This window comes from Pseudomonas spartinae, assembly GCF_965197125.1.
GTDB classification, from domain to species: Bacteria; Pseudomonadota; Gammaproteobacteria; order Pseudomonadales; family Pseudomonadaceae; genus Aquipseudomonas; species Aquipseudomonas composti_A.
Map to the genome: position 1 here is coordinate 135,407 of NZ_CBDAMB010000010.1, position 22,784 is coordinate 158,190.

At 63.1% G+C, this 22,784-nt stretch carries 22 protein-coding genes and 2 pseudogenes; 5 read left to right on the forward strand and 19 right to left on the reverse strand.

Going from position 1 to position 22,784, the window contains the following annotated elements; all coding sequences use genetic code 11:
- Window positions 1-153 precede the first annotated feature (153 nt).
- Window positions 154-1,677 carry an MFS transporter gene (locus ACN8M7_RS20505; RefSeq protein ID WP_490261979.1) on the forward strand — a complete coding sequence of 508 codons (1,524 nt, stop codon included), beginning with the start codon at window positions 154-156 and terminating at the stop codon, window positions 1,675-1,677.
- Window positions 1,678-1,689: 12 nt separating this feature from the next.
- On the opposite strand, the pseudogene ACN8M7_RS20510 reads toward ACN8M7_RS20505, so the two are convergent.
- The 7 genes and pseudogenes from ACN8M7_RS20510 to hemA all read right to left on the reverse strand — a co-directional run.
- Window positions 1,690-1,776 (reverse strand): annotated as a pseudogene (locus ACN8M7_RS20510) (RES domain-containing protein); the annotation flags it as partial.
- 431 nt (window positions 1,777-2,207) lie between these two features.
- A complete protein-coding gene (locus ACN8M7_RS20515; protein ID WP_490261980.1) occupies window positions 2,208-3,125 on the reverse strand; it encodes a LysR family transcriptional regulator in 918 nt (305 codons plus the stop codon).
- A 13-nt stretch (window positions 3,126-3,138) separates the two neighbouring features.
- Window positions 3,139-4,338 (reverse strand): MFS transporter, encoded by a 1,200-nt coding sequence (locus ACN8M7_RS20520; RefSeq protein WP_490261981.1) that lies wholly within the window; start codon window positions 4,336-4,338, stop codon window positions 3,139-3,141.
- An 85-nt stretch (window positions 4,339-4,423) separates the two neighbouring features.
- Complete coding sequence (asnB, locus tag ACN8M7_RS20525) at window positions 4,424-6,277, reverse strand: asparagine synthase (glutamine-hydrolyzing) (RefSeq protein WP_490261982.1); 1,854 nt, start codon at window positions 6,275-6,277, stop codon at window positions 4,424-4,426.
- Between the two features lie 22 nt (window positions 6,278-6,299).
- The gene (locus ACN8M7_RS20530) at window positions 6,300-7,370 is read right to left on the reverse strand and encodes a Gfo/Idh/MocA family oxidoreductase (RefSeq protein ID WP_490261983.1); all 1,071 of its coding nucleotides are present in this window, start codon (window positions 7,368-7,370) and stop codon (window positions 6,300-6,302) included.
- Complete coding sequence (locus tag ACN8M7_RS20535; protein ID WP_490261984.1) at window positions 7,367-7,870, reverse strand: GNAT family N-acetyltransferase; 504 nt, start codon at window positions 7,868-7,870, stop codon at window positions 7,367-7,369. The genes ACN8M7_RS20530 and ACN8M7_RS20535 overlap by 4 nt, the downstream gene beginning before the upstream one ends.
- 1 nt (window position 7,871) lies before the next feature.
- A complete protein-coding gene (gene hemA, locus ACN8M7_RS20540) occupies window positions 7,872-9,104 on the reverse strand; it encodes a 5-aminolevulinate synthase (protein ID WP_490261985.1) in 1,233 nt (410 codons plus the stop codon).
- 156 nt (window positions 9,105-9,260) lie between these two features.
- On the opposite strand from hemA, the gene ACN8M7_RS20545 reads away from it, so the two are divergent.
- Entirely contained in the window at window positions 9,261-10,115 is an 855-nt protein-coding gene (locus ACN8M7_RS20545) for a helix-turn-helix transcriptional regulator (protein ID WP_490261986.1), read from the forward strand.
- Between the two features lie 16 nt (window positions 10,116-10,131).
- Here the strand turns inward: ACN8M7_RS20545 and ACN8M7_RS20550 are convergent, their stop codons facing one another.
- The 8 genes and pseudogenes from ACN8M7_RS20550 to ACN8M7_RS20585 form a co-directional block, all read right to left on the reverse strand.
- On the reverse strand, window positions 10,132-12,081 hold the full coding sequence (locus ACN8M7_RS20550) for a DUF3363 domain-containing protein (protein WP_490261987.1): 1,950 nt from the start codon (window positions 12,079-12,081) through the stop codon (window positions 10,132-10,134).
- Window positions 12,082-12,431: 350 nt separating this feature from the next.
- A complete protein-coding gene (locus tag ACN8M7_RS20555; protein ID WP_490261988.1) occupies window positions 12,432-12,959 on the reverse strand; it encodes a S26 family signal peptidase in 528 nt (175 codons plus the stop codon).
- A complete protein-coding gene (locus ACN8M7_RS20560) occupies window positions 12,956-13,198 on the reverse strand; it encodes a hypothetical protein (protein WP_490261989.1) in 243 nt (80 codons plus the stop codon). Before ACN8M7_RS20560 ends, ACN8M7_RS20555 begins: the two co-directional genes overlap by 4 nt.
- Window positions 13,195-13,833 (reverse strand): ParA family partition ATPase, encoded by a 639-nt coding sequence (parA, locus tag ACN8M7_RS20565; RefSeq protein WP_490261990.1) that lies wholly within the window; start codon window positions 13,831-13,833, stop codon window positions 13,195-13,197. The genes ACN8M7_RS20560 and parA overlap by 4 nt, the downstream gene beginning before the upstream one ends.
- A 244-nt stretch (window positions 13,834-14,077) precedes the next feature.
- Entirely contained in the window at window positions 14,078-14,905 is an 828-nt protein-coding gene (locus ACN8M7_RS20570; RefSeq protein ID WP_490261991.1) for a replication initiator protein A, read from the reverse strand.
- An 11-nt stretch (window positions 14,906-14,916) separates the two neighbouring features.
- Entirely contained in the window at window positions 14,917-15,288 is a 372-nt protein-coding gene (locus tag ACN8M7_RS20575; protein WP_490261992.1) for a helix-turn-helix transcriptional regulator, read from the reverse strand.
- Window positions 15,289-15,794: 506 nt separating this feature from the next.
- The gene (locus tag ACN8M7_RS20580; RefSeq protein WP_490261993.1) at window positions 15,795-16,307 is read right to left on the reverse strand and encodes an antirestriction protein ArdA; all 513 of its coding nucleotides are present in this window, start codon (window positions 16,305-16,307) and stop codon (window positions 15,795-15,797) included.
- Between the two features lie 176 nt (window positions 16,308-16,483).
- Window positions 16,484-16,798 (reverse strand): annotated as a pseudogene (locus ACN8M7_RS20585) (transposase); the annotation flags it as partial.
- Window positions 16,799-17,098: 300 nt separating this feature from the next.
- Between ACN8M7_RS20585 and ACN8M7_RS20590 the strand changes: the two are divergent.
- Window positions 17,099-17,830 (forward strand): Crp/Fnr family transcriptional regulator, encoded by a 732-nt coding sequence (locus ACN8M7_RS20590; protein WP_490261994.1) that lies wholly within the window; start codon window positions 17,099-17,101, stop codon window positions 17,828-17,830.
- Between the two features lie 101 nt (window positions 17,831-17,931).
- A complete protein-coding gene (locus tag ACN8M7_RS20595) occupies window positions 17,932-18,648 on the forward strand; it encodes a Crp/Fnr family transcriptional regulator (protein WP_490261995.1) in 717 nt (238 codons plus the stop codon).
- Between the two features lie 13 nt (window positions 18,649-18,661).
- On the opposite strand, the gene ACN8M7_RS20600 is transcribed toward ACN8M7_RS20595, so the two are convergent.
- Complete coding sequence (locus tag ACN8M7_RS20600; RefSeq protein ID WP_490261996.1) at window positions 18,662-19,888, reverse strand: diguanylate cyclase domain-containing protein; 1,227 nt, start codon at window positions 19,886-19,888, stop codon at window positions 18,662-18,664.
- A 157-nt stretch (window positions 19,889-20,045) separates the two neighbouring features.
- Window positions 20,046-20,171 (reverse strand): hypothetical protein, encoded by a 126-nt coding sequence (locus ACN8M7_RS20605; RefSeq protein ID WP_490261997.1) that lies wholly within the window; start codon window positions 20,169-20,171, stop codon window positions 20,046-20,048.
- Window positions 20,172-20,718: 547 nt separating this feature from the next.
- Here ACN8M7_RS20605 and ACN8M7_RS20610 point away from each other — a divergent pair.
- On the forward strand, window positions 20,719-21,261 hold the full coding sequence (locus ACN8M7_RS20610; protein ID WP_490261998.1) for a hypothetical protein: 543 nt from the start codon (window positions 20,719-20,721) through the stop codon (window positions 21,259-21,261).
- 168 nt (window positions 21,262-21,429) lie between these two features.
- Here ACN8M7_RS20610 and ACN8M7_RS20615 read toward each other — a convergent pair whose 3' ends face one another.
- On the reverse strand, window positions 21,430-22,263 hold the full coding sequence (locus ACN8M7_RS20615; RefSeq protein ID WP_179527558.1) for a BON domain-containing protein: 834 nt from the start codon (window positions 22,261-22,263) through the stop codon (window positions 21,430-21,432).
- 171 nt (window positions 22,264-22,434) lie between these two features.
- On the reverse strand, window positions 22,435-22,593 hold the full coding sequence (locus tag ACN8M7_RS20620) for a DUF3309 family protein (protein ID WP_017676990.1): 159 nt from the start codon (window positions 22,591-22,593) through the stop codon (window positions 22,435-22,437).
- Between the last annotated feature and the right edge of the window lie 191 nt (window positions 22,594-22,784).

Genomic DNA, 22,784 nt, shown 5'->3' on the forward strand with positions numbered 1-22,784 from the left:
CAGGTTTTGCTAGAGCAGCGCCGCGCGGCAATTGCCACACGGGTGGCACCTTACAGGTCGCTCGGTGGCGGTCTTCACGCGCGTGATGTGGCGGAGATTGCTGCTGTCACGGCTGCTCAGTAGAGTCCATTCACGTCACATATGAGTACTTCCATGTTTGCTGTTATTCCTCGTCGCTGGCTTATCCTGCTGGCCGTCATGCTGGCCTTCCTGCCTGTGGTCATCGATATGACCATCCTGCATATCGCCGTACCCTCGCTGACTCTGGCGCTCGGAGCCTCGGGTACCGAGGTGCTGTGGATCATCGACATATACCCTTTGCTGATGGCGGGTCTGCTGGTGCCGATGGGCATACTGGCTGATCGGATCGGTAACCGCCGCGTGCTGCTAACCGGTTTGGTTGTGTTCGGCATCGCTTCTTTGCTGGCAGCCTTCGCTCCGACCCCTGCCTTGCTCATTGGCGCCCGTGTGCTGTTGGCCCTCGGCGGTTCGATGATTATGCCCTGCGTGTTGGGTATCATCCGTCGCACCTTCGAGGACGAACATGAGCGTGCGATTGCTCTGGGCCTCTGGGGTACGGTAGGGGCCGCTGGTGCCGCGCTGGGGCCATTGATCGGCGGAGTGCTGCTAGAGCACTTCTGGTGGGGCTCGGCCTTTCTGATCAACGTGCCGATCATGCTAGTGGTCGCGCCGCTGGTGTACTTCCTGCTGCCGCGAACCGAAGAAACCACACCCGGCACATGGGCACTCGGTCAAGCCTTGCTGCTGATCGCTGGCATGCTGGGACTGGTTTACGGCATTAAGGCTGCCGTCGGCGCTACACAACCGCTAGCCGAGGTTGTGGCAATGATGTTGCTTGGGATTGGTCTGCTGGTGATCTTTGTCCGCCTGCAGTTGCGTTCGGCTGCGCCAATGCTCGATCTTTCACTGTTCTCGCGTCCGGCTATTTTAACTGGAATCCTCATGGCGATGGTGGCAACTGGCGCACTGGCCGGGGTCGAGCTGACGCTGGCGCAGGAGCTACAGTACGTGCTGGGTAGGACGCCGTTGCAGGCCGGTATCTTCATGATCCCGATTATGGCCGCAGCCGCCATCGGTGGCCCAGTTGCCGGCTATCTGTCCAATCTTTGTGGCCTGCGCCTAGTGGCCAGTTCCTCACTGCTGCTCTCCGCCGTGGCTCTTGCGTTTCTAGCGCTGGCCGATTTCCAGGAGCCAGGCTTCGGTGTGCCGGCAATGCTGGCACTACTGGGCCTGACCCTTAGTATCGGCCTGACTGCGTCGTCCATTGCGATCATGGGTTCGGTAGAAGCCAGCAAGGGAGGTGCGGCGGGCTCGCTAGAAGCCACTGCGTACGAGTTGGGAACAGGTCTCGGGATCACCTTCTTCGGCGTATTCATGTCAAATATATATGGCCGCACAATCTCACTACCAGCGGATCTTGCAAAACCATTAGCAGAGCGAGCAGAGCGCTCGATTGGTGATAGCTACGTTGTCGCTCACAGCTTGATCGAGCCCCAGAGCGCTGCCCTGATTGAGGCGGCGAAAGACGCTTTTTCGGGGGCGCATACCATATTGCTGATGACGTCCTCGGCAATAATGGGTGTTTTAGGAATCTTCGTTTTCATCATGCTCAGAGGCTACAGGGTAACGAAGCTGAAAAGCCCTCCAGAATTGTAGATTTAAAATGAAATCTGCGTCGTCGATATCATCGAATGGGGCAACGGGCGGAAACTTGGAGCTGACCAAACGGTAGGCCTGCAGGCTTTCACCTTCCAGGCAAGTGGGCGCCGAGCATTAAACAAGGGTAGCGCTTCCTGGCTTATGCCAGTTTTCGTAGGAGTTCTGGAGGATTGCTTAGGATACGGATCAGGATGGTGGCCTGATCGTTGGGCGTCGAGTGGTTCTAGTTCCAGTATTTGAGGGTTGCCGGCTTGGCGTGGCGTGGCTGGCTTGGGCAAATGCGCCCTGGGGCATCTGCACCTGTCGTAGGTTCGATAGGGGTAAGTCCATCCGAAGCGGATCGTCCTCAGACCACCGCTGTTGGTGATTACTGTGGCTGCCTTCAGGTTTGCCAGGAGCTCTTTTTTCAAGAACGGGTAGTTGGCTAGATACAAGAAATTCGGCAGCCTGGCTGGACTGCCGCTAAGACGCTCTTCTGAGGGGGCTCGCCGTGAGGGGATATTTTGTACCTGGGGCGATCAGGCGATCTACTTGTGTGACCTGTGTTCTGGCAGCAAAACTTGGCTTTCCGCCGGTCTCACCCGTCCGATAAATCGGGCCAGCTGCTCGGCTGGCTCGCCTTCGCGTCTTACCAAGTACGTTGTTAGCATCGATGCACAGCCGTCTAGCGGTCTGGCCACGACGTCCGGATTGTTGAGTTCTTTGATGCGCGCCAGGCTGGAGAAGCCCAGGCCGTAACCCGCAGCCACCAACGCCATCATCAGATCCAATGTCGGTACGCGGTCGGAGATGGTCAGACGTGTATCGATGGCGCCAAGCACCCGCTGTAGCTGTTGCCAGAAGCCTTCGCAAACTTGCGGATCGCAAAGGACCAACGGGTAGCGCACGACCTCATCGAGCGGCACACGCCGGTAGCTCAGCAGTGGGTGGCGGGCAGGTACCGCCACAGCCAATGGATCGAACCAGACCGGCTCGGCCACCAGCCCATCGCCCACCTCGTCGGACTGGGCGAGTCCGATGTCGAACAGGTCATCGTTGAGGCCCCTGACCTGCTCGCTAAAGGTGACCTCCGACAGGCAGATCTCGACCTCGGGTTCCTCCTCGCGGCACTGGGCGAGCAGGGTGGCCAGGCGTACTTGGGGTATGCCGTCGGACAGAGCGACGCGGATGCGCCCGCGATAGCCGGCCGCCGCGCTCTTGACGCTTGCCTTGGCCTGGTCGACCACGGCCAGCACCCGGCGCGCTTCTTCCAAGAGCACCTTGCCGGCCCAGGTCAGGCGCGTGCGCCGCGTTGTGCGCTCGAACAGTTGCACGCCCAGACGGTACTCCAGCTCCTTGATGATCCGCGACAGGGGCGATTGTTCGATATGCAGGCGCGCGGCGGCACGCGCAAAGTGCAGTTCTTCTGCGACGGCGATGAAACAGCGAAGGTGGCGCAGTTCCACGGCCTTTCCTCCGTCAGTTGTAGGGTTCGGCTTGCACGTCGCCGTTCCAGGTTGGCTGACGACGCAGGTTGACGATCTGCAGCAGGGCGCCCAGTGCTGCGACACCGCCAGCACTGGCGGCCAGGGTCCAGGTGGGTAGCTGCAACAGCAGAACGAACCCACCCGCCGCGGCGCCGATGGCGCTGCCCAGATAGAGCGCCGACTCGTTCAGGGCGATGGCCAGGTTGCCGTCGCCTTGGGCTTGGCGCGCCAGGATCAGCTCGTTGTTCTGCGGCACCTGCAGTGCCCAGCCGACCGCGCCCCATAGGGCGATGGGCAGCATCACCAGCCAGGTACTGAGGGCCGCCGTCAGCGGCAGCACGAACAGCGACACGGCGAGGATCAGCATGATGGCGAAGGTCAGCACCGGGCCCTTGATGCGATCCACCAGTGGACCGATCAGGAAGCTGCCCAGCACACCGCCGATGCCCCAGACCCACAGATAGGGCGTGACCGAACGCACCGCGCCGTATGCCGGGTCAGCCAGCAGTGGGGCGATGAAGGTGTACATGCCCAGGCTGGCGATAGCAGCCAGCAGCGACACCAGCAGGATGACCAGCACATGGCTATCGCCGAGGATCGCCAGCTTCTGGCCCAGCGTGGTGGCGGTGGCCGCGGGTAGGGAAGGAAGCTTCAGCAGCAGGCCAAAGAAAGCCACCAAACCGAGCAGGGTGACCAGCCACAGGGCGGCCTGCCAGCCGAGCTGTTCGGCGATCAGCAGGCTGAGCGGCACGCCCAGCACCACGCCACTGGCCATGCCGCCCATGATGATGGCGATGGCCTTGCCGCGGCGCTCCGGGGTCGATACCGCGGCCGAGGCACCGATGCCCATGGCCAGGTAGACGCCGGCACCGATACCGGCGATGGCGCGCCAGACCATCAGTGCGGTGAAGCTCTCGGCCAGCGCGCTGGCGGCGTTGGCGATGACGAACAGGCTCAGGGCCAGCAACAAGCCGGCGCGCTGACGATGCGCCGGGGTCAGGGCGACGAAGATCGGTGAACCCAGGCCGTAGGCCAGGGTGAAGGCGGTGACCAACTGGGCGGCCACCGCGACGGAGACCGCGAACGAGGCCTCTATCATCGGGATCAACCCGGCGGTGACGTATGAGGCCATGCCGAGGGCGAAGGCCCCCAGTGCTATGAGGTAGATGGGTGATTGGTTGGGTGTGTGCATGCTCGGACTCGCTTGCGTTGCAGGAACGCGTGGGTGGTACAGCGGAGGGATGCGACCCCGCACCGGGGCCGCATCCGGTTGGGGACTAGAGTTCGAGGCTGACGTCGTACTCGCGCAGCCAGGTGTTGAGGCCGACCGCCAGTTCCATGCCCATGCGCTCATACATGGGCGAGACGCTGCCGAGCGGCTTGGCCAGGGTTTGCTGGATACGGCCGCTGTCGAGCAGGGGCGTCACCGGCGCGTTGCGATCTGCCTGGATGGCGGCCAGGGCATCACGTAGCGCCTGCTCGTAGGCCGGATCCTGTGTCGAGGGGTAGGGGCTCTTGACCCGCTCGCTGATCGATTCGGGCAGCAGGTCGCGGGTCGCCGCGCGCAGGATGCTTTTCTCCCGCCCGTCGAAGGCCTTCATCGCCCAGGGGATGTTGAAGGCGTACTCGACCAGGCGGTGGTCGCAGAAGGGCACCCGCACCTCGAGGCCGACGGCCATGCTCATGCGGTCCTTGCGGTCGAGCAGGGTCTGCACGAAGCGGGTCAGGTTGACGTAGCTCATCTGCCGCATGCGCTGGTCGACCGCGCTCTCGCCGGGTAGTACCGGCGCTTCAGCGATGGCCTGGGTGTAGCTGTCGCGCAGGAAGCTGTGCATGTCGAGCTGGGCCAGCAGGCCCAGGTCGAACAGGGTCTTGCCGTCGAAGTACTTGCCGGTGACCGAGGTCAGCCAGGGGAAGGTGTCGGCCTGGATTGCCTCCGGATCGTGGAACCAGCGGTAGCCGCCGAACACCTCGTCCGCGCTCTCGCCGGACAGCGCCACGGTCGAGTGCTTGCGCACCTCCTGGAACAGCCGGTAGAGCGACGGCCACATGTCACCCCAAAACGCCGGTGGCAGGTCGAGGGCGCGAACGATCTGCGCACGCAATGCCGGGTCGGCCAGCTCGCGGCTGTCGAGGATGATCTCCTGGTGGCTGGAGCGAATCTTCTCCACCAGGTCACGCACGAAGGGTGCATCCGGGGTGCCGCGCACGGCGTCGCCGGTGAAGCCGCTGCCGTGATCGACGAAGTCGACGGAGAAGGAGCGGATGTTCTCCTTGCCGGCGGCCAGCAGCTTCTTCGATGCCAGCGCGGTGATGATCGAAGAATCCAGGCCGCCGGAGAGCAGGCTGCACAGCGGCACGTCGGCGACGATCTGGCGATCGACGATGTCCTCCAGCAGATCGCGGGTATGGCGGATGGTCTCGTCCAGCGTGTGTTCGTGCTCGCGCGCCTCCAGCTTCCAGTAGTGGCGACGGCCCAGACCCTGGCGGTTGATGCGCACGATCTCGCCGGGCATCACCTCGCGCATGCCATCGAACACAGCATGGCCTGGCGTCTTGACCATCTCCAGGATTTCGCGCAGGCCGTCTGCACGCACCTTGCGCGGCACCAGCGAGTTGGCCAGCAGCGCCTTGGGCTCGGAGCCGAACACCACACCGTCCGCGGTGGGGAAGTAATAAAGCGGCTTGACGCCCATGCGGTCGCGGATCAGCAGCAACTCTTGCGAACGCAGGTCCCAGATGGCGAAGGCATACATGCCATTGAGCCTCTCGACGAAGGCTTCGCCCCATTCGACATAGGCCCGCAGCACCACCTCAGTGTCGCTGCGGGTCTCGAAACGGTGGCCGAGTCGTTGCAGCTCGGTGCGCAGCTCGCGGAAGTTGTAGACCTCGCCGCTGTAGGTGATGGCGGCGACCTCGCGTGGGCCACCGTGCAGGGCCGTCATCGGTTGGCGCCCACCTTCCAGGTCGATGATCGACAGGCGCCGATGGCCCAGGCCGATCGGTCCGTCGATCCACAGCCCGCCGGCATCCGGCCCGCGCAGGGCCATGGTGTCGGTCATGCGCCGCAGGGTGTCGCGTTGCGTTTCCAGGTTCTGGCTGTAGGACAGCCATCCAGCGATTCCACACATAGTCGTTCTCCTTGTGATTGAGTTACCCGAGGCTTTCCAGGTCGCTGTCCTCGGCCAGCAGTACGCGCGTCTCGCCATGGACGTAGCGCGCCGGTGCTGGGGTTTGGGCATGTGTTTCCATGTCGTTGAGCAAGCGCTGCAGCGCCACGGCTGTGTCGAGACCGGCGAAGGGCTGGCGGGGCGGCTCCTTGAGCGCTACGGCGCGCACCACCTGCCGGCACAGCCGCGAGAGCTTGTGCAGGGTGTCCAGCCCTGGCTCGTCGGGGGCGGTGGCGAACTCGTGCAGCAGCTCCTCGGCGCCGTTGGCGCCGCGCGTCCAGATTCGCAACTGGTCGTGATCCCAGCGCGGCGTATCGAACACCAGGCGCGCATGGATAAGGCGGGTATCGCGATCGACGAAGCTGAAATCCACGGTGCGTTGGCGCACGATGTTGACGAAGCTGGCGTAGCCGGTGACCCGCGCTTCGCCCAGGCTGGCGGTGAGTTGCACGGTGTCGAGTACCTCTGCGGCGGAGATCGAGAAGTCCGAGCGCACACCGAGCACACCATCGAGCTTGAGTTGGCCAGCGCGCGGGCAGATCCAGCCGACCAGATCCAGGGCATGGATCACCTCGCTGGTTACGCCGCAGGTGGGGCGGTAGTCGTTGATACGATCCTTGCCCCAGTGGAAGCTGGCTCGAGCCAGTTGCCAGTCGTGGCGCTCGACCCACTCGCGCAACTGCTGGGTTGCGTCCGAGTAACGCTCCACCAGATCCAGGGCAAAGCCGCCGACCTGCTCCAGCGCACCGAGCAGCTCATCCATGTCGTCAGCAGGCGTGGCCAGGGGCTTCTCGCAGAGCACAAACCCCCGGTAGCCGGCGAGCTGCATGAGCACAGGCGCATGGCTGTGGTCGTTGACGCTGACCACCACGATGTCCGGCGCGAATACCTGTAGCGCCCGCTCGACGCTGTCGAAGTAGGGCAGTTCGCTCGTCTTCTGCCGGCGTCCGACATAGGCCAGCGACAGCGGCATCCCGGTGCTCGTGGCGATATGCTCGAAGGCGCGGCGGAAGCGGTTGCCGGCGTAACCCAGACCGATGATCAGGATCTTCATACCGAGGCCTCCTGGCGGATCAGAAGGCGCTCGTCGCTGGCGATGAAACCCAGGGCTTGATACAGCGCGCCGGCAGCCTCGGTGCTTTGCAGTACCACGCAGCCGACGCCTCGGTTGGCGAACCAGCGCAGCAGGTGCTGCATCAGATGCCGGGCGATGCCGCGGCCCCGCCACTGCGGCTCCACCACCACCGATTGCACCCAGCCGGACAGGCCATTGAGGCAGCCCGGTGCCGGCGCGCGTTGGTCGATAATGGCCGTCGCGCAGCCCAGCACCTGGCCGGATTCCTTGTGCTCGGCGGCGAGGATCTGCACGCAGTCGCTCTCGCTCAGGCGGCTGCTCAGCCAGGTACGGTAGGCCGGCCGCCAGCGCGCCGCGTCCTCCGGCGTCTTGCTCGAATAGCTGGCGGCGGTGCCGTCCAGCAGATACGCGCGTAGCTCCACCAGGCTGGTCAGGTCCGCCTGGGTCGCCGGACGTACTGTGAAGAAGGACTGTTCCATCTCAGGCCACCTCCGCAGCAAACACCTCGGATGCCAGTGGGATGCTGAAGTGATCGAAGGTCTCGCGCAGCGACAGCGCCAGGTGCTCGATCTGCGCATCGCTGTGGTTCGGCGTAGCGTTGACGCGGAAGCGCTCCGTCCCTACCGGCACGGATGGATAGTTGATCGGCTGCAGGTACACACCATGGTTATGCAGCAAGCGTTCGGCCGCTGCCTTGCAGCGCTTGGCTTCACCTACCCGCACCGGCAGCACGTGGGTCTGCGAACAGGGCATCACCGGCACGTCATGGTGCTTGAGGCGCTCGCGCAGCTTAGCGGTCTGGGTATGCAGGCGATCACGCTCGGTACTGCTGGCCTTGAGATGCTCGACACTGGCCAGGCAGCCTGCAGTGATAGCTGGCGGCAGCGAGGTGGTGAAGATGAAACCGGTGGCGAAGGACCGAACGGCATCGACGATCACCTGGGTCGAGGCGATATAGCCGCCGATTACGCCGAGGGCCTTGGCCATGGTGCCCTGGATGATGTCCACCTGATCGGCTACGCCCAGTTCGGCGGCGATACCGGCGCCGTGTGGGCCGTACATGCCCACGGCGTGCACTTCGTCGAGGTAGGTGAGGGCGTTGTAGCGCTTGGCGACCGCAACGATTTCGGCGATTGGGGCAATGTCCCCGTCCATTGAGTAGACTGACTCGAACACCACGATCTTCGGCTGGCCCTGAGGGTAGCTAGCGAGAATCTGCTCCAGATGCTCGACGTCGTTGTGGCGGAAGATCTTGCGCTCGTTGGGCGTCGAGCGAATGCCGTTGACGATGGAGGCGTGATTCAGTTCGTCACTGATTACTACGCAATCGGGGATACGCCGCAGCAGACACTGGAGGGTGGCGTCGTTGGAGCCAAAGCCGGTTGGGAAGACCAGCGCCGCTTCCTTGCCGTGCCAGTCGGCCAGGCTTGCTTCCAGGCTGGCGTACACCTCGTGCGAACCGCCGATATTGCGCGATCCGCCGGAGCCCGCTCCGTAGGTCTCCAACGCATCGTGCATCTGTTCGCGCACTGCAGGATGTTGCGACATCCCGAGGTAGTCGTTGCTGCACCAGACCACCACCGGTTCTTGCTCGCGGCCATCCAGCTTGGCCAGCGGGTACTGGCCGCAGATACGGCTGAGTGTGGTGAAGGTGCGGTACTGGTTGGAGGACTTCAATGTCTCCAGTTGTTCCCGAAGAAGTGCTTGGTACATCCGTTTATCTCCTTAGCGAGTTGATGACACGTCTCTGTGTGTTTCCTCATCAAGCGAGAGCCCTGGCGCGGGTAATTGCGGCCAGGTCGGGCTATTCTTCTCGGGATTTATAGGGGTTACAATTTGACTGTTTATCCTAGTACTGGAGGTAACCGGATGAGCGCGCCTCGCACAGCTGAACGCACTCGGGTAGAGCTGGCCGAATTCCTGCGTAGTCGCCGCGAACGCATTTCGCCTGCGGAGGTGGGGCTGCCTTCAGGTGGTCGAAGACGCACGCCTGGGCTTCGCCGCGAGGAGGTCGCAGCCCTGGCCGGTGTGGGTTTGTCCTGGTACACATGGCTGGAGCAGGGGCGGGACATCAGCGTGTCCGCGACTTTCCTCGACAACCTCTCGCGCACGCTCAAGCTGGATGCCACCGAGCGTCGCCACCTGTTCCTGCTCGCCCACCAACGCCTGCCGCCGGAGCCGGGCAAAACCTGGTGCACGGTGCCAGCGCTGATTCATCGCCTGATGGGGGATCTGCCGTCACGTCCGGCCTACGTGCTCAATCTGCGTTGGGATGTGCTGGCCTGGAACGCTGCGGCAGATCGGGTGTTCGGTTTTTCTGCGCTGCCGGCAGATCGCCGCAACCTGTTGTGGATACTGTTCACCAGCCCGGCCATGCGCGAGCTGTTCAACCCTTGGGATGAGCAGGCGCTGCAGATACTCTCCAGCTTCCGTCGTGACTTCGTGAGGGCGACTCAGGATCCGGATATCGCTGCACTGGTGAAGGATCTGGAGAAGGCCTCGCCGGACTTCAGGGAATGGTGGCGACAGCAGGACATCCACGGCCCGTGCCAGGGGATCCGTCACCTGAAGATCGATTCGGTCGGCCAGGTGGTGTTCGAACACACCACGCTGACCATCGACGAGGATCGCCACCTGCGGCTGGTCTACTACGCAGCCAAGGAAGGTATGCCGCAGAGCCGCGACTTCGAGCAGTGGCTGCAGCAGGAGCCGGCGCTGGTATAAGCCCCGCGCCGATTTCTCAACCAATCGACGGCCCGCGCTGGCGACCCAGTTGCCAGGAGACGCTGTTGCCCTGAATCACTGCCGACACGCTCTGCCCGAGCTTCTGCTCGATCACCGGCTTCCACGGCACCAGGCTGAAGCCGATGCCATCATCGAGCAGGGCATAACGGCCGCTGGCCAGTTGCATGCTGCGCCGGTAGATCCCGCTGACGCGTTGGCCCTCGACCGCCGGGCGGTACTGCATGCCCGTCTGCGCCGAGATCTCACGTGCCGTTGCCGTCAGCTCCCGCCCGCGCAAGGTGGCCAGCAGGTTGCGTGCAAGCACTACGCGTTGGCCCTGGCGTTCGGCGAGGCCCTGTTCCACCAGAAAGTCCGCGCGCTGCCGCAACGCTTCGCGCACTTCCTTGCCGAAGCCCGTGTCGACCAGCTCGCGGTTGCCACCGATCAACTGCTGATCCAGCCAGGTCGCGCCGAAGGCGCGCACCTGCTGCTCAAGGGGCAGCGGCGTGCGTACCTCGACAGCAACGTCGCCCAGGCGCTGAGCATCATGCTGTCGGCCTTGCTCGGGCAGATCGGCCGGCACCCGCCAGACGCCCTCGGCCAGACGCTCGACGATACCGGCCCGGCGCAAGGCTTCCAGACGCCGAACATGGCGCTCAACCAGTGCCTCGGGATCCTGTCCTTCGACTGACTGTGATCGTGCCAGGGCCAGGTGGTGATCAGTGCGATACAGGCCGTCCGCAGCCAATGCCATAATCGAGCGATCCGCCACGCGCGGCTCGCTCAGACTGCGTGTTTCCACCACGCCGCCGATTGGGTAGTCGGCCAGTTCCGCGCGGGCAGGCAAGGCCAGGTAGTGAGCCTTGCCGTCGAGACCGTCGACCACCAGGTAGCCGCGGTCGTGTAGCTCGTCGGCCAGCCCCTTGGCCACGATCCGACCGACCACAACAGAGCCATCCTTGCCCGGCTCGAAGACCGCCAGCTCGCGCTGCACGCTACCCATGACTCGCTGCATCGTGCGCACGATATCGCCGCGCTCACCCATGGCACGCAGAGTGGCCTCGATGTCTTCACGCAGGATCCATTGTCCGGGCCGACCTTCATGTGCGAGTTCAAGCTTCTGCAATTGCTGCAGTCGGCCGATCAGCAACTGCCGGCACGGATGGTTGGCGAGCGATTTCAGGCTGAGCACGCCGGCCTGGCGTTCGCGCAGCAGGGTGCGATCCAGGCTGGTGAAACGCTCCTGCTGCACCTCGCGCTGCAGGCTCTGCTGGATCTCCAGTTCGGTGCGCGGGCCGAGCCATTCGGTGACCAGCTCCGAGGCGCGGTTGCGCATGCCCTCGGCGATGTAGTCGCGGGCTATCACCAGGTCCTTGCCAGTGTCGTCCTTGCCGCGCAGGACGATGTGGATGTGCGGGTTGTCGGTGTTCCAGTGGTCGACCGCCACCCAGTCTAGACTGGTGCCGAGGTCGGCCTCCATCCGGCTCATCAGGTGGCGGGTGTAGGTGCGCAGGTCGTCGAGTTGCTCGGCATCCTCGGGCGAGACGATGAAGCGAAACTGGTGGCGGTCGTCCCGGCCACGTTTCTCGAACGCATTGAGGTCGGCCTGGTCGGTCAATGGCCCGTAGGCCAGGCCCGGATCGCCCTCGTGACTGACGCCGTCGCGCTCGATGTAGCGCAGGTGGCTGAGCGTCGAGCGCTTGCCGGCCTGGCGCAGGTTCACCAGACGCGTCTTGATGGTGATGCGCCGGGTGTTGTAGGGCAGTTGCTGCGCGCTGAAGCGAGCGGCGACATGCCCGCGGCCGAGCCGAGCGCCGGGCTGGTGGCTCGATTTGCGCGGCTTGCCGGTGCCGGCCTTGTTGGCCTGACGCAGCACCTGGTTGACGAAGGGTTGGCCGCGTTGCTGCGGCTTGCCCGGCTGCGGGCGAAAGCGCAATTCATCATCCTGACGACTTCCCTTGCTCATGTTTGGGCTCCTCCAAGTTGATCGCAGTACGGCGTGTCAGGCACGCTTTTAAGCCTGTGTCGCTGTGGGGCGAACACGATTTCGGCACCTGGCGACGTAGGCTCTGTGTCGCCGTCAACCCCCGTGCAGACTGCTTTATGGGCCAACGAAGTGCCGCCCCCTTTTATCTTGCCCTCCGCTTTTTCCGTGCCTTTGCGCTGCTGAGTTAGGTAATCAGTAGAGGCGGGGCGGTGACTTCCAGAGCACCTGGCTGGTATGTGAGGGACAGCAGTACCTGCAGCCAGGCGGCGCGCGAGTGCGCACACCGAGCGCATACATTCGGCATGCGGATCGACGCGCAGGAGACCTGTTCATCGAAGCGACTCCAGCCACAAGGGCTGCGCCCGACCAATCACCGCGTCGGCAGACACCGGGCCGAAGTAGCGGCTGTCGAACGACGCCGGGTTGCTGCTGCTGAGCAGGAACAGCTCATCGCCAACCAGGCGCCGACAGGACTGCCAGTCCGGTAGCGCGCGACCCTGCCGATCCCACCACAAGCGTCTGGCCACAAGGACGCCATCGATGCGCACCTGGCTGCCGTGCACGCACACCCGTTGCGGCGCCACCGCCGCCACGCTCTTCAGCAACGGAACGTTCGCCGGCAGGTAGCCGCGCTGAGCCGCCACCGACCTCGCCTCCGGCGGCAGGCGAACCAGCACCAGATCGCCAGACACCAACGAGTTGGCCGGCGAGATGCGGTACCAGCCGACGGGCACGCTGTCGGACGCGTTGTAGACTAGCCGCGGCGGCGACGTTGTGAGCGCTGCCCAACCCAGTGCTGCCAGGCTGCCGGCGAGCAGCGCCAGTGGCCACCGCACGCCGCGAGCACCTAACGTCATGACGTAGCCTCCGGAAACTGCCGCTCCAGCACTTCGCGCAGCATTTCCGCCATGGTCACGCCGCGGTCGAAGGCTGCCAGCTTGATCCGTGTGCGCAGCGCCGGCGTCACGTCCAGCGTCAGCCGGGCGCTGTAGCGTTCGACTTTGCTGTTGTCGACTCCAGCGCCCTGGCGTATCCAGGCTTCGGCCTGCGGATCGGCAAGCGGGCGTGCACCGATACCGATGCGCTTGCCGCTCATGGCGACCACCTCAGCAGCTCATCGACCAGGCTGCTGACCTCGCACGCGGCGGCGCTGTCCGGCGCCAGTTCACGCGCCAGGCGACCGGCTGCCACGCTCTCGGCGAAGACGATGCGCTGGCGTACTTCGGCCAGCAGCGCCGGCAGCGGTTGGTCGGCCAAGGCGCCGCGGGCTTCGCGACCGATCACCGTGGTGCTGACGCGGCGGTTGATGGCAAACGCCGCGCGCAGCGTCGGCCTGAACACCTGCGCCTCGCGGATCAGGTTGACCATCTCCGCGCTGGCCCACAGGTCGTAGGGGCTGGGCTGTACCGGGATCAATACGCGATCTGCCGCCAGCAACGCCGAGCGGGCGAGCGCGGCGATGCGCGGTGGTCCGTCGATTATGATGTGATCGGCGCGACGAGCGAGCTCTGGGGCTTCCTGGTGCAGCGTCTCGCGCGCCAGACCCACGGCGCTGAACAGCCTAGGCAAGCCCTGCTGGCTGCGCCGTTGTGTCCAGTCCAGTGCCGAGCCCTGTGGATCGGCATCGAGCAGGATGACGTTCTGCCCGCGCAGGGCCAGTTCGCCGGCGATATGGGTGGCCAGGGTGGTCTTGCCCACCCCGCCTTTCTGGTTGAGCAGGGCGACGATCATGGCCGGATCTCCCCGGTCAGACTGCCCCGATCAGCACCTGTCCACACACAGACGCTACCCCAATAACAAGTTAGAGCTTTTAAGTTAGTTAAGTTAAGGAGAGCTGAAAGCCGCGCCAGTCTTGGCCTGTAGCGGAGTTCGTGCGCCTGATAGCACGATGGGGATGCGCCTGATAGCACGAGCCCAGTTGCGCCTGATAGCACGACTGCATTCACAGCTTTTCCGCAAGTTATCCCCGTGCCGTTTACGGCACGCGCCGGAAGGCGAGCAACTCGGTCGATGGGGGCAGATGAACGACCTCCAGGCGATACCCTGGAAGTGGCTGCCGGGCGACCAGCGCACGCACATCCAAAGCAAAGTCCGAATAGCGCGCAGAGCTGCCGGATTTGCGGTACAGGTGGCGAAAGTCGAACTGCCAGCCGTCCTCCTGCTTGCCGCCGTGCTTTCGCACTAGGCGGTACAGCCAGCGCTCGATGCCGCCGGTGAGGCGGAAGTAGGCCGGGTCGATGGTCAGCACCAGCGCCTGATCCAGTACGCCGCTGTAGAGCCAGTCTGGCAGGATCAGCTCGATACCCAGTGGCCGGCCATCCGCCGCGGCCAGCTCCTTCCACTCGTTGATCCAGGAGAAACGGTGCAAGCGTCGGCCAGTGGTCTCTCGGATCGAGGTGGCCACGCTGGTCGACTGCAGCCGATCCATCGCCGCCTTCAGGCGCTGGTAGTCGCGCAGCGAGGTGCCGCGGCCGATGAAGCGCAGGATCTGGTAGGGCGTTGCACGTATCAGCCGCGAAGTGGGGATGCCCGCATCGCGCGCCTCGACAAGCTGGCTGGCCGCCCAGATCAGGATGTCGGCGTCCCAGATCGTGGCGATGCCATGCTCCAGCGTGCCCTCCACACGCACCGTCACCTCGCCCGAGCGAAAGTCGATGGGTACGGTGCGCCGCGACTTGGCCAGCGAGAAGAACGGATGCGCCATCAGGTCCTGGGCGTCGCGTGGCGCCATGTCGCCGGGTAGGGCGCGGAACAGATCCAGTTGTTCGTTCTGCGAAGGCAGATCGTGAGGCCGACGATTCATAAGCGAAGGTTTCACTGATCATCACGGTTTGCTCCCGGGTGGCGGTCGATGTACTCGGGATCGAAGGTGGTCTCGAAACTGCGCTCACTGGCCCAGGTTTCGAGATCGGTGAGTGCATACATCACCCGCCGACCGAACTTGTGAAAGCGCGGCCCGCCGCCGATTACCCGCTGCTTCTCCAGCGTGCGCGGCGATAGCCGCAGGAAAGCCGCAGCTTCGTTGTTGGTGAGGTAGCGAGGGGTAGGGCAGGCCTGTGGTGTTTGCGCCTCGCCAGTGCCCTCCACGGGCCGCATGGCATGCGTCGTTGGCCCGGCCTTGCGGTGCAGCGGGGCATCGAGATCGATGCGGCGCGGCTGGCGGGAAAGATTGGTTGAGTGCGACATGGTGTGTCCTCCGTTGACGTGGGAGGTGCACCGTGCGACAGCCGTCGCGCTCGATCATGCCGGGTTGGGTCTGGGCGAATGCGCAGGCAGGAGGGGCGAGGATTGATACCGGGATGGTCTGGACGCTGACCGTATACGCCCATCTACGCGGGTCACTGGCCATGGCGCCCAAGCACGCCAAGCTCCGCGCGCGCATCCTACGGATTTACGGGCCTACGGCTTTCCACAAAACCGGAAAACCGCATCGGCGGATTTCCGTAAATCCGTAAAAACGTAAATCCGCTTCTCCACAAACCCGTAAATCCGTGGATACGGATCGACGGATTTGGGCAAAACCGTAAGACCGTAACGGTCTCAATCAGCGGACGACCCAACGAGGTTGCTCCAGGCTGATCGCTGGGTGCAGACGCCTGTGCATCAGCCGTCCGGGTGGGGCGCGCGGGTGGCCGGCAGGACAGGGGCGCAAAAAAACAAGGCACCGGGTCTTCCCGGTGCCTTCCGCTGGGTTAGCGATTCCAGAACACATGCACCTGCTCGAAGCCGGTCTCCAAAGTAAACACGTCGCCGCTGTATTCCATGTCGCGGGCCATGGCACCGTAGTCAATGTACATAGCCAGGTGCGGCGGAATGCTGGTGGTTTCCTCGGTCAGCTCCTGGGCGTAGTCGGCCAGCGAGCTGTAGCAGCCGCAATAATCTTCCTCAGCCGCCTTGCGCGCCTGCTCCAGGTCGTTGAAGTGAGCGAGCAGCGCGCCGCCGAACTCGGGGTATTCCTCGATAAAACACGCAATCTCATGGGCGCTCTCGAGGCTTTGGTACTCACCGAGGCGGTAGCCGTCTAAGCCCTCGAAGTCATGGATGGCGTATTCTTCCGCACCCTCGACCGGCGAGCTCGCCAGCATGGCGTCGACCTGTTTCTGGATGTCGTCCAGCTCCAGGGTGGCGTCGATCCAGACGCCATGCAGATGACCGGCGTTGTAGGCGGCCAGGTCGGCAACGTAGATCCTGATGTGTTCGCTCATGGCTTTCGCTCCTTCGTCTTCAGGGGTCTGCGCTTGCGCTGCGCATGAACCCCTGCCGACTAGGGCGACTAAGGCGGTCGTGAAAAAATCAGGAAAAATCGCGGAGGCTCCACCCAGAGCAGCGGCCGGGTGGAAACCGTCTATTTTTCTTGATTTTGAGGGGGCAAGAACCCCTGCTTTGGAATCAGCGCGTACGATTGAACTCGTCACATCAAGAGAGCGGTAGCCTTTTGTAGGATTGCTTTCTCCCGTTCCAGTCGGTCGATCCTGGCTTCCAGCTCCTGGATTTTCTGCTGTTCGGGAGTCAATGTTTTGCTCTTCGGGGTAACACTCAGGCACTCCTCTTGAAGCTGGTTTACCCATCGGTGCAGTGTCGACCAAACCAGCCCCAGCGAACGTGCTGCTTCGATATGGCTATAGCCCTGGTCGAGCACCAGGCTGGCAGCCTCTCGTTTGAACTCAGGCGTAAAGGAACGACGTTGCTTGGTCATCAGACACCCCTCTATCGCGAGTATTCTCGCCCTAAATGGGTGTCCGGGTTTAGTAGACCACTACAGGGTTTCAGGATGGCAACCCGTTGCGGCGTAGTTTTGGATCGAGTGTTGGGTCCCGTCAATTTCGCTATTGATGGTGGAGGCGGGCAGAGGGGCATACCAGCTACCTCTGTTGACTTGAATTCTCACTTCCGTGAGTGGCCATCGACCGGACTCTGTGCGGTAGCGTACAGAGTGCCCAGCCATTGGGCGTATGCTGGAGCCTTGCGCTGCGCTTTGCACCGAGAGAGGCTGATCATGCATGAGTTGCATCAGTCGCAGCAGAACCATCTGCTGGCGGCTTTGTCAGCAGAGGTGCGTCAGCGCTTGTTCGCGCACCTTGAGCTGGTCCCCTTGCCGCTTGGCAAGGTGCTTTACGAGTCGGGCGATACCATGCGGCATGTCTATTTCCCCACCAATTCGATCATCTCGCTGATTTATGTGATGGAGAGTGGTGCGTCGGCGGAAATTTCCGTTGTCGGCAACGAGGGACTGGTCGGCATCGCCCTGTTCATGGGCGGCGAGAGCACGCCGAGCCGGGCGGTAGTACAGAGCGGCGGGTATGCCTTCCGGCTCAAGGGGCCACTAATCAAAGCAGAATTCGATCGCCACGGTGAACTGCTGGTGCTGATGCTGCGTTATACCCAGGCGCTGATTACCCAGATGGCGCAGACTGCAGTGTGCAACCGTCACCACTCCATCGATCAGCAGTTGTGTCGCTGGCTGCTGTTGTCTCTCGACCGGTTGCCGAGCAACCAGCTGACCATGACCCAGGAACTGATCGCCAATATGCTTGGTGTGCGCCGCGAAGGCGTGACCGAGGCGGCCGGCAAGTTGCAGCGCCAGGGCGTGATCGAGTACAGCCGTGGACATATCACCGTGCTCGATCGGCACAAGCTGGAACAGCTCAGCTGCGAGTGCTACGCGGTGGTGAAGAAGGAGACCGACCGGCTGCTGCCATACGTGCCACAGAGGCGTTGCGTGCCATAGCGAACAGAGCGCCGGTAGCGGCTTGCCCCAGACTGGCGAAGCGGGATTGTCAGGCACCTGCTCCGCCACCTCCGATTCGTCCGTGCCGCAGAGACTCGCCCATGTCAGGGTTCATCCAGAATCTGCTTCTCGCCGGTTTGCCGGCCCGAGAACGTAATGCCGTGCTTCAGCACTGTGAGGCAGTGGAGTTGCAGTTCGGCAGTCTCCTGTGCGAGGCCAACCAGCCGATGCGCTATCTGTACTTTCCGCTTACAGCCTTTGTCTCGCAGGTGATCACCCTGAGCGGCCATCAGCCGCTGGAGTTGGGGTTGATCGGCCACGAAGGCATGCTCGGTGCCACCCTTGTACTAGGGGTAGAGACGGCGCCCAGCCGGGCGGTGGTGCAGGGCGCAGGCAGTGCCTTGCGTATCACCATCGAAGCGCTGCAAGGGGAGTTGCTGGCTAGCCTGCGGCTGCAGCGTCGACTCAAGCGCTATCTTTACGTGTTGTTGGTACAGCTCTCGAAGAATGCGGCCTGCGGTCACTTCCATGCACTGGAGCCACGTCTGGCACGCTGGCTGCTGATGACACACGACCGAGCTCATGCCGACCATTTCCATCTGACTCATCAATACTTGGCGAACATGCTCGGGGTGCGCCGCAGCGGGGTGACCATTGCCGCTGGCGCCCTGCAGTTGCGTGGGTTGATCCACTACAGCCGCGGCGAAATCAGTATTCTCGACCGGCCGCGGCTGGAGGCGGCGGCCTGCGAGTGCTATGTCGAGATGCTTGACGACTACAGCCGGCAGTTCAGCCTGCCGCTGCGCCGTCTGGCCTGAGTCACGCGCAGCCTTACGGACTCCCGTCTGCATGCACCTCTACGTGGTCCTGAAAGAATCGGTAACGGTTGCGCCCAGCCTGTTTGGCTTGATACATGGCGCTGTCGGCATGGCGCAGCAACGCCCCTGCGCTGCTGCCGTCGCCTGGAAACAGGCTTATACCGATGCTGCACGTAATCTGTACCTCCAGATGTTCGATGCAGTGTTGTGCCCCCAGGGCGTCGAGAATTTTCCGTGCGCTGACGGCGGCATCCCGTTCGTCCTGGATTTCGCTCAGCAACACGATGAATTCATCGCCGCCGGTCCGGCTGACGGTGTCCGAGCCGCGTACGCAGGCCAGCAGGCGCCGGGATATGGATTGCAACAGCTGATCGCCGACAGCGTGGCCAAGCGAGTCGTTGATCTGCTTGAAGTTATCGAGGTCGAGAAACATCAGCGCTAGCGACCCGGCATGCCGCTTCGCCAGGTGGATCGCCTGGGCGATTCGATCATCGAGCAACAGACGATTGGGCAGGTGGGTAAGTATGTCGTGCTGGGCCAGATGCGTCATTCTGTCGGCCATCGCCTGCGCCGCACTGACGTCGTGAAAGACAACCACCGCTCCGCTGATCTGCCCATCGCCATTGTGAATAGGTGCCGACGAGTCCTCGAACGTTCGCGGCGCACGCCTGCCCTTGATGGGGGACTTTGGACGATTCTCCCGCAGGGTCTGCGGTACTTTGGCAGTGCAGCGGCTGGAGTGGCCATCGGGCGGCGGCATCACTTCGCCGATGGAGTGGCCGCGCGCTTGCTCCAGCGTCCAGCCGCTGATGCGCTGGGCGGCGCGGTTGAGGTAATCAATATGGCCTAGTAGGTCGGTTGTGATCACCGCGGCACTGATCGAGTCGAGAATGGCCTGGGCGTGTGCGTGCTCATGGGCCAGTTGGTTTGACGGGATAGGTGCGCAGGGCGACTGCGTGGTCGGCGAGTCACGACTATCGCCCAGGGCTCGATAGAGCATCAGCGGTACGGCGGTGGCGATACGTGACAACTGCTCAAGCGTGGTCAGGGCGTTACTGGAGTGCAGACTCTGCTCGAACAGGACGATATCCAGACCGCCGGCCTGTGCCCGCGCTACCGCGTCGTCCAACCGATCCAGACATTCAACGACGAAACAGCCGTCGCCGGATTGGTTCATTACGGTCTGGAAATCACTGCCGGCTGCGGCATCCGCCGTGACCAGGAGAATTCGATAGGTCATGACGTGTCCTCTTTCTGATTGCCGGTTGGCTCGTTGCGGGCGGCTTCAGGCTCTCGGTGCTGTCGCGCATTTCCTGATTGACGATGCTCGCTTTAGCTATTTACGAACGGGCCACGGCCACTTCGTGAGCAGCCTGCTCGCCGACACGGCCGGTTCGTCACTCTGGGTGGCAAATTGTGCGGTTTGCAGGTCCTGGGTAGGCGGCATAGGCCCCGAGCAGCAGGATGGTTTCGGCAAGGCCCAATAGCGGTCTGCCATGGGCGATATTCTTGATCTCGTTCATCTGACTGTCCTGGTTGCAGGCGGAGCCTTGGCATCTGCCTGCACAGTGATAATTAGGTGGCGGTTTAGCGTTTTCTGGCGTTCAGCGTAGGGCGGCCGCCAGGCTCCAGCTCCAACGACGTCGGCTACTGCTGCGGGGCTGTGCTCTTGTCCGCATCGCCCTGGTGCTTGGGTTGAAAGCCGGGTTCAGGGATTGAGCCAGGTTCTGGCGGGCGCCGACGCTCGGTTATCCGGGACGGTTGATAGGTGGGGTCGGGTTGCGTGGGGTTCTGCATCGTGCACCTCTGCTGGGGAACGGAGCCGACGGGAGTACCTGCTCCTGATGCAGCAGCGTGCCTGGCGTACAGATACCCGTCGGTACGGTGCCGCGCATAAAGGGGGGCTGCGGCACAGATTGCGCCATGCGCGGCGTGGCGACCGTGCGTTAGCGCACCCAGGGGCGGCGGCACAGAGCTGTGGGGGTACGCGAACGCACAGACGCCGCGTTACCGTCCCCTTAGCCTGAAGACGTACGCGCTTTGTGCGTGGAGCCAATCGGGAGTAGAGCGATGGACACCTATCGTCATAATGTATCCGCCAGTTTTGCCCAGCGTGCAGCAGCAGAGCGCGCACTCTCTAAACTGCTCAAGCGCGGCTTATCACGCGAGCAGTTGCAGATACTGGATGCTAGTGAGCACACGCCGCTGAGCCTGGCGGCTCGGCTCAAAAGCCGCTCGGTGCGCAATGGGATGCTGACCTATGGCGCCATCGGCGCTTTGGTCGGTGGGGTATTGGGCGCGCTGCTCCAAGCCGCTTTGGTCATCTCGGACATGGGCGTGCTGACTGCCAGCCCACAGCTTACGCCGATCATGCTAATGGGCTGGGGCGCATTTTTGGGGGCCTTCATAGGTGCCCTGGGCGGGCTCGCTGCGGTTGTCCCGTGGCGTACCAATCTGACTCCTGAGGAGATTGCAGCTGGTGGCAGCGTGCTGTTGGCCAATACCTGCAGTGCCGAGCAAACCCGTATGGTCCGTGAAGTGCTGATGGCGTCCAGTGGTGTCTGCAAGGATGTGGATATGGCCAAGAGTGGGCGTGACGGCTGGTTAAGCTGAAGGGCTCATAGGGCGCCTGCCGAGCCATTCAAGCGCCTGCTGGCGACTGTCTCGTGTCAAGCAGGACAGTCGCTCGGTCTGCGTGGGGCATGGTGTCTAGTGTGGCGTAGTTTGCAGTGGCGAAGTCTGGTCAGCCTGCCTGGGCTGAACCGACCTATCGTCATTGGCTCAGAAGGTCAGCGACTTCGATTGCACGCTTTTCACCCCGCGTACATTTTCCGTGAGTTTCACCGCTAGGGCTCGCTCGGCACCATCGTGAACCTTGCCGCTAAGGGTGACGATACCGTTATCGGTGCTGACGTCGATCCCCGTGCCGCCGACATTGCGCGAATAGAGCAGAGTGGATTTCACCTTGGTGGTGATCCAGCTATCGGCGATGTCGTCGCCGGCTTCGCTGGCTGCCTGCTTGCCGCTTTCAACCATGCCCGGTTTGGCCGCCTTGACCTTGAGCTGATTGTCGACGGCAGTCACACCGTTGGTGCTCATTGCCAGGCTGGCTGCATGTTCGCGGGCTGCGCTGCTGCCCACGGTACCACTGAGGGTGACCTTGCCATCGCGGGTTACCACCTTGGTATCCATACCTTCGGCATGTCGGCTCCACAGCAACTTGGATTTGATTGCCGCCGTGGTACTGGCATCGTCGATGGTGTCGCCGAAGCTACGTTCACCGTTGGGTTTGTTAGGGGTGAAATTGGCATCGACGACGATGTTGTTGGTCACCGAGTCTATACCGCTGACGCCGAGGGCAATCTCATTGGCCAGTTCCTTGTTGGCTTCTTCGGTCACTTTGCCGCTTAGGGTCGCCTTGCCGTTGTCCACCGAGACCTTCAGGTCACTGGCGCGCAGGTAGGGGCTGATGGAGTAGGCGGTCCAGATCTGGCTTTCCTGGCGCGCTTCGGTGATGTCCTGGGACGTGCTTTGCGCTAACGCACCACCACTCGCCGTGGCGATGGCCAGAGCGAGTGAAGACGCCAGTAGAAGGGTGCGGGGTTGCTTATGCATGATGATCATCCTTTGCGAGAAAACCGGCGGCGCTGTGTGTGTAGCTGGAGCCTGGCCGATGGGGGGGGGAGGGCGTTGCACCGGCATCGGCAGTGGCGGATGCCGGTGATGCAGCTTGGCAGCGCGTGGGCTGTCAGTCGGTGCGTTGGCGCACCGTGGGCAGGCCCAGGTTCATATCCGGCCAAGCAGCACCAGAATGAGGAGAATGACGACGATCAGGCCCAGAGCGCCGCTGGGCATGTAGCCCCAACTGCGGCTGTGGGGCCAGGTGGGAATGGCGCCGACCAGTAGCAGGATCAGCACGATCAGCAAAATGGTGCCCAGGCTCATGAGGTGGCTCCTTGCAGCGTTGGTGACGGGGTGGGTTTAGCAGGCGCTGGGGGGAGCGGCGCTATGCATGGCATCAGCATGGCGTAGACAAGGCTGCCGATCTGTACGGCTGCGCACGTAAGCAGGCGATAGCGCTGCAAGCAGTTGCAGCGGGCAGGAGAGGGGGCTTTGGCGCTGAACGCCAGGCAGCC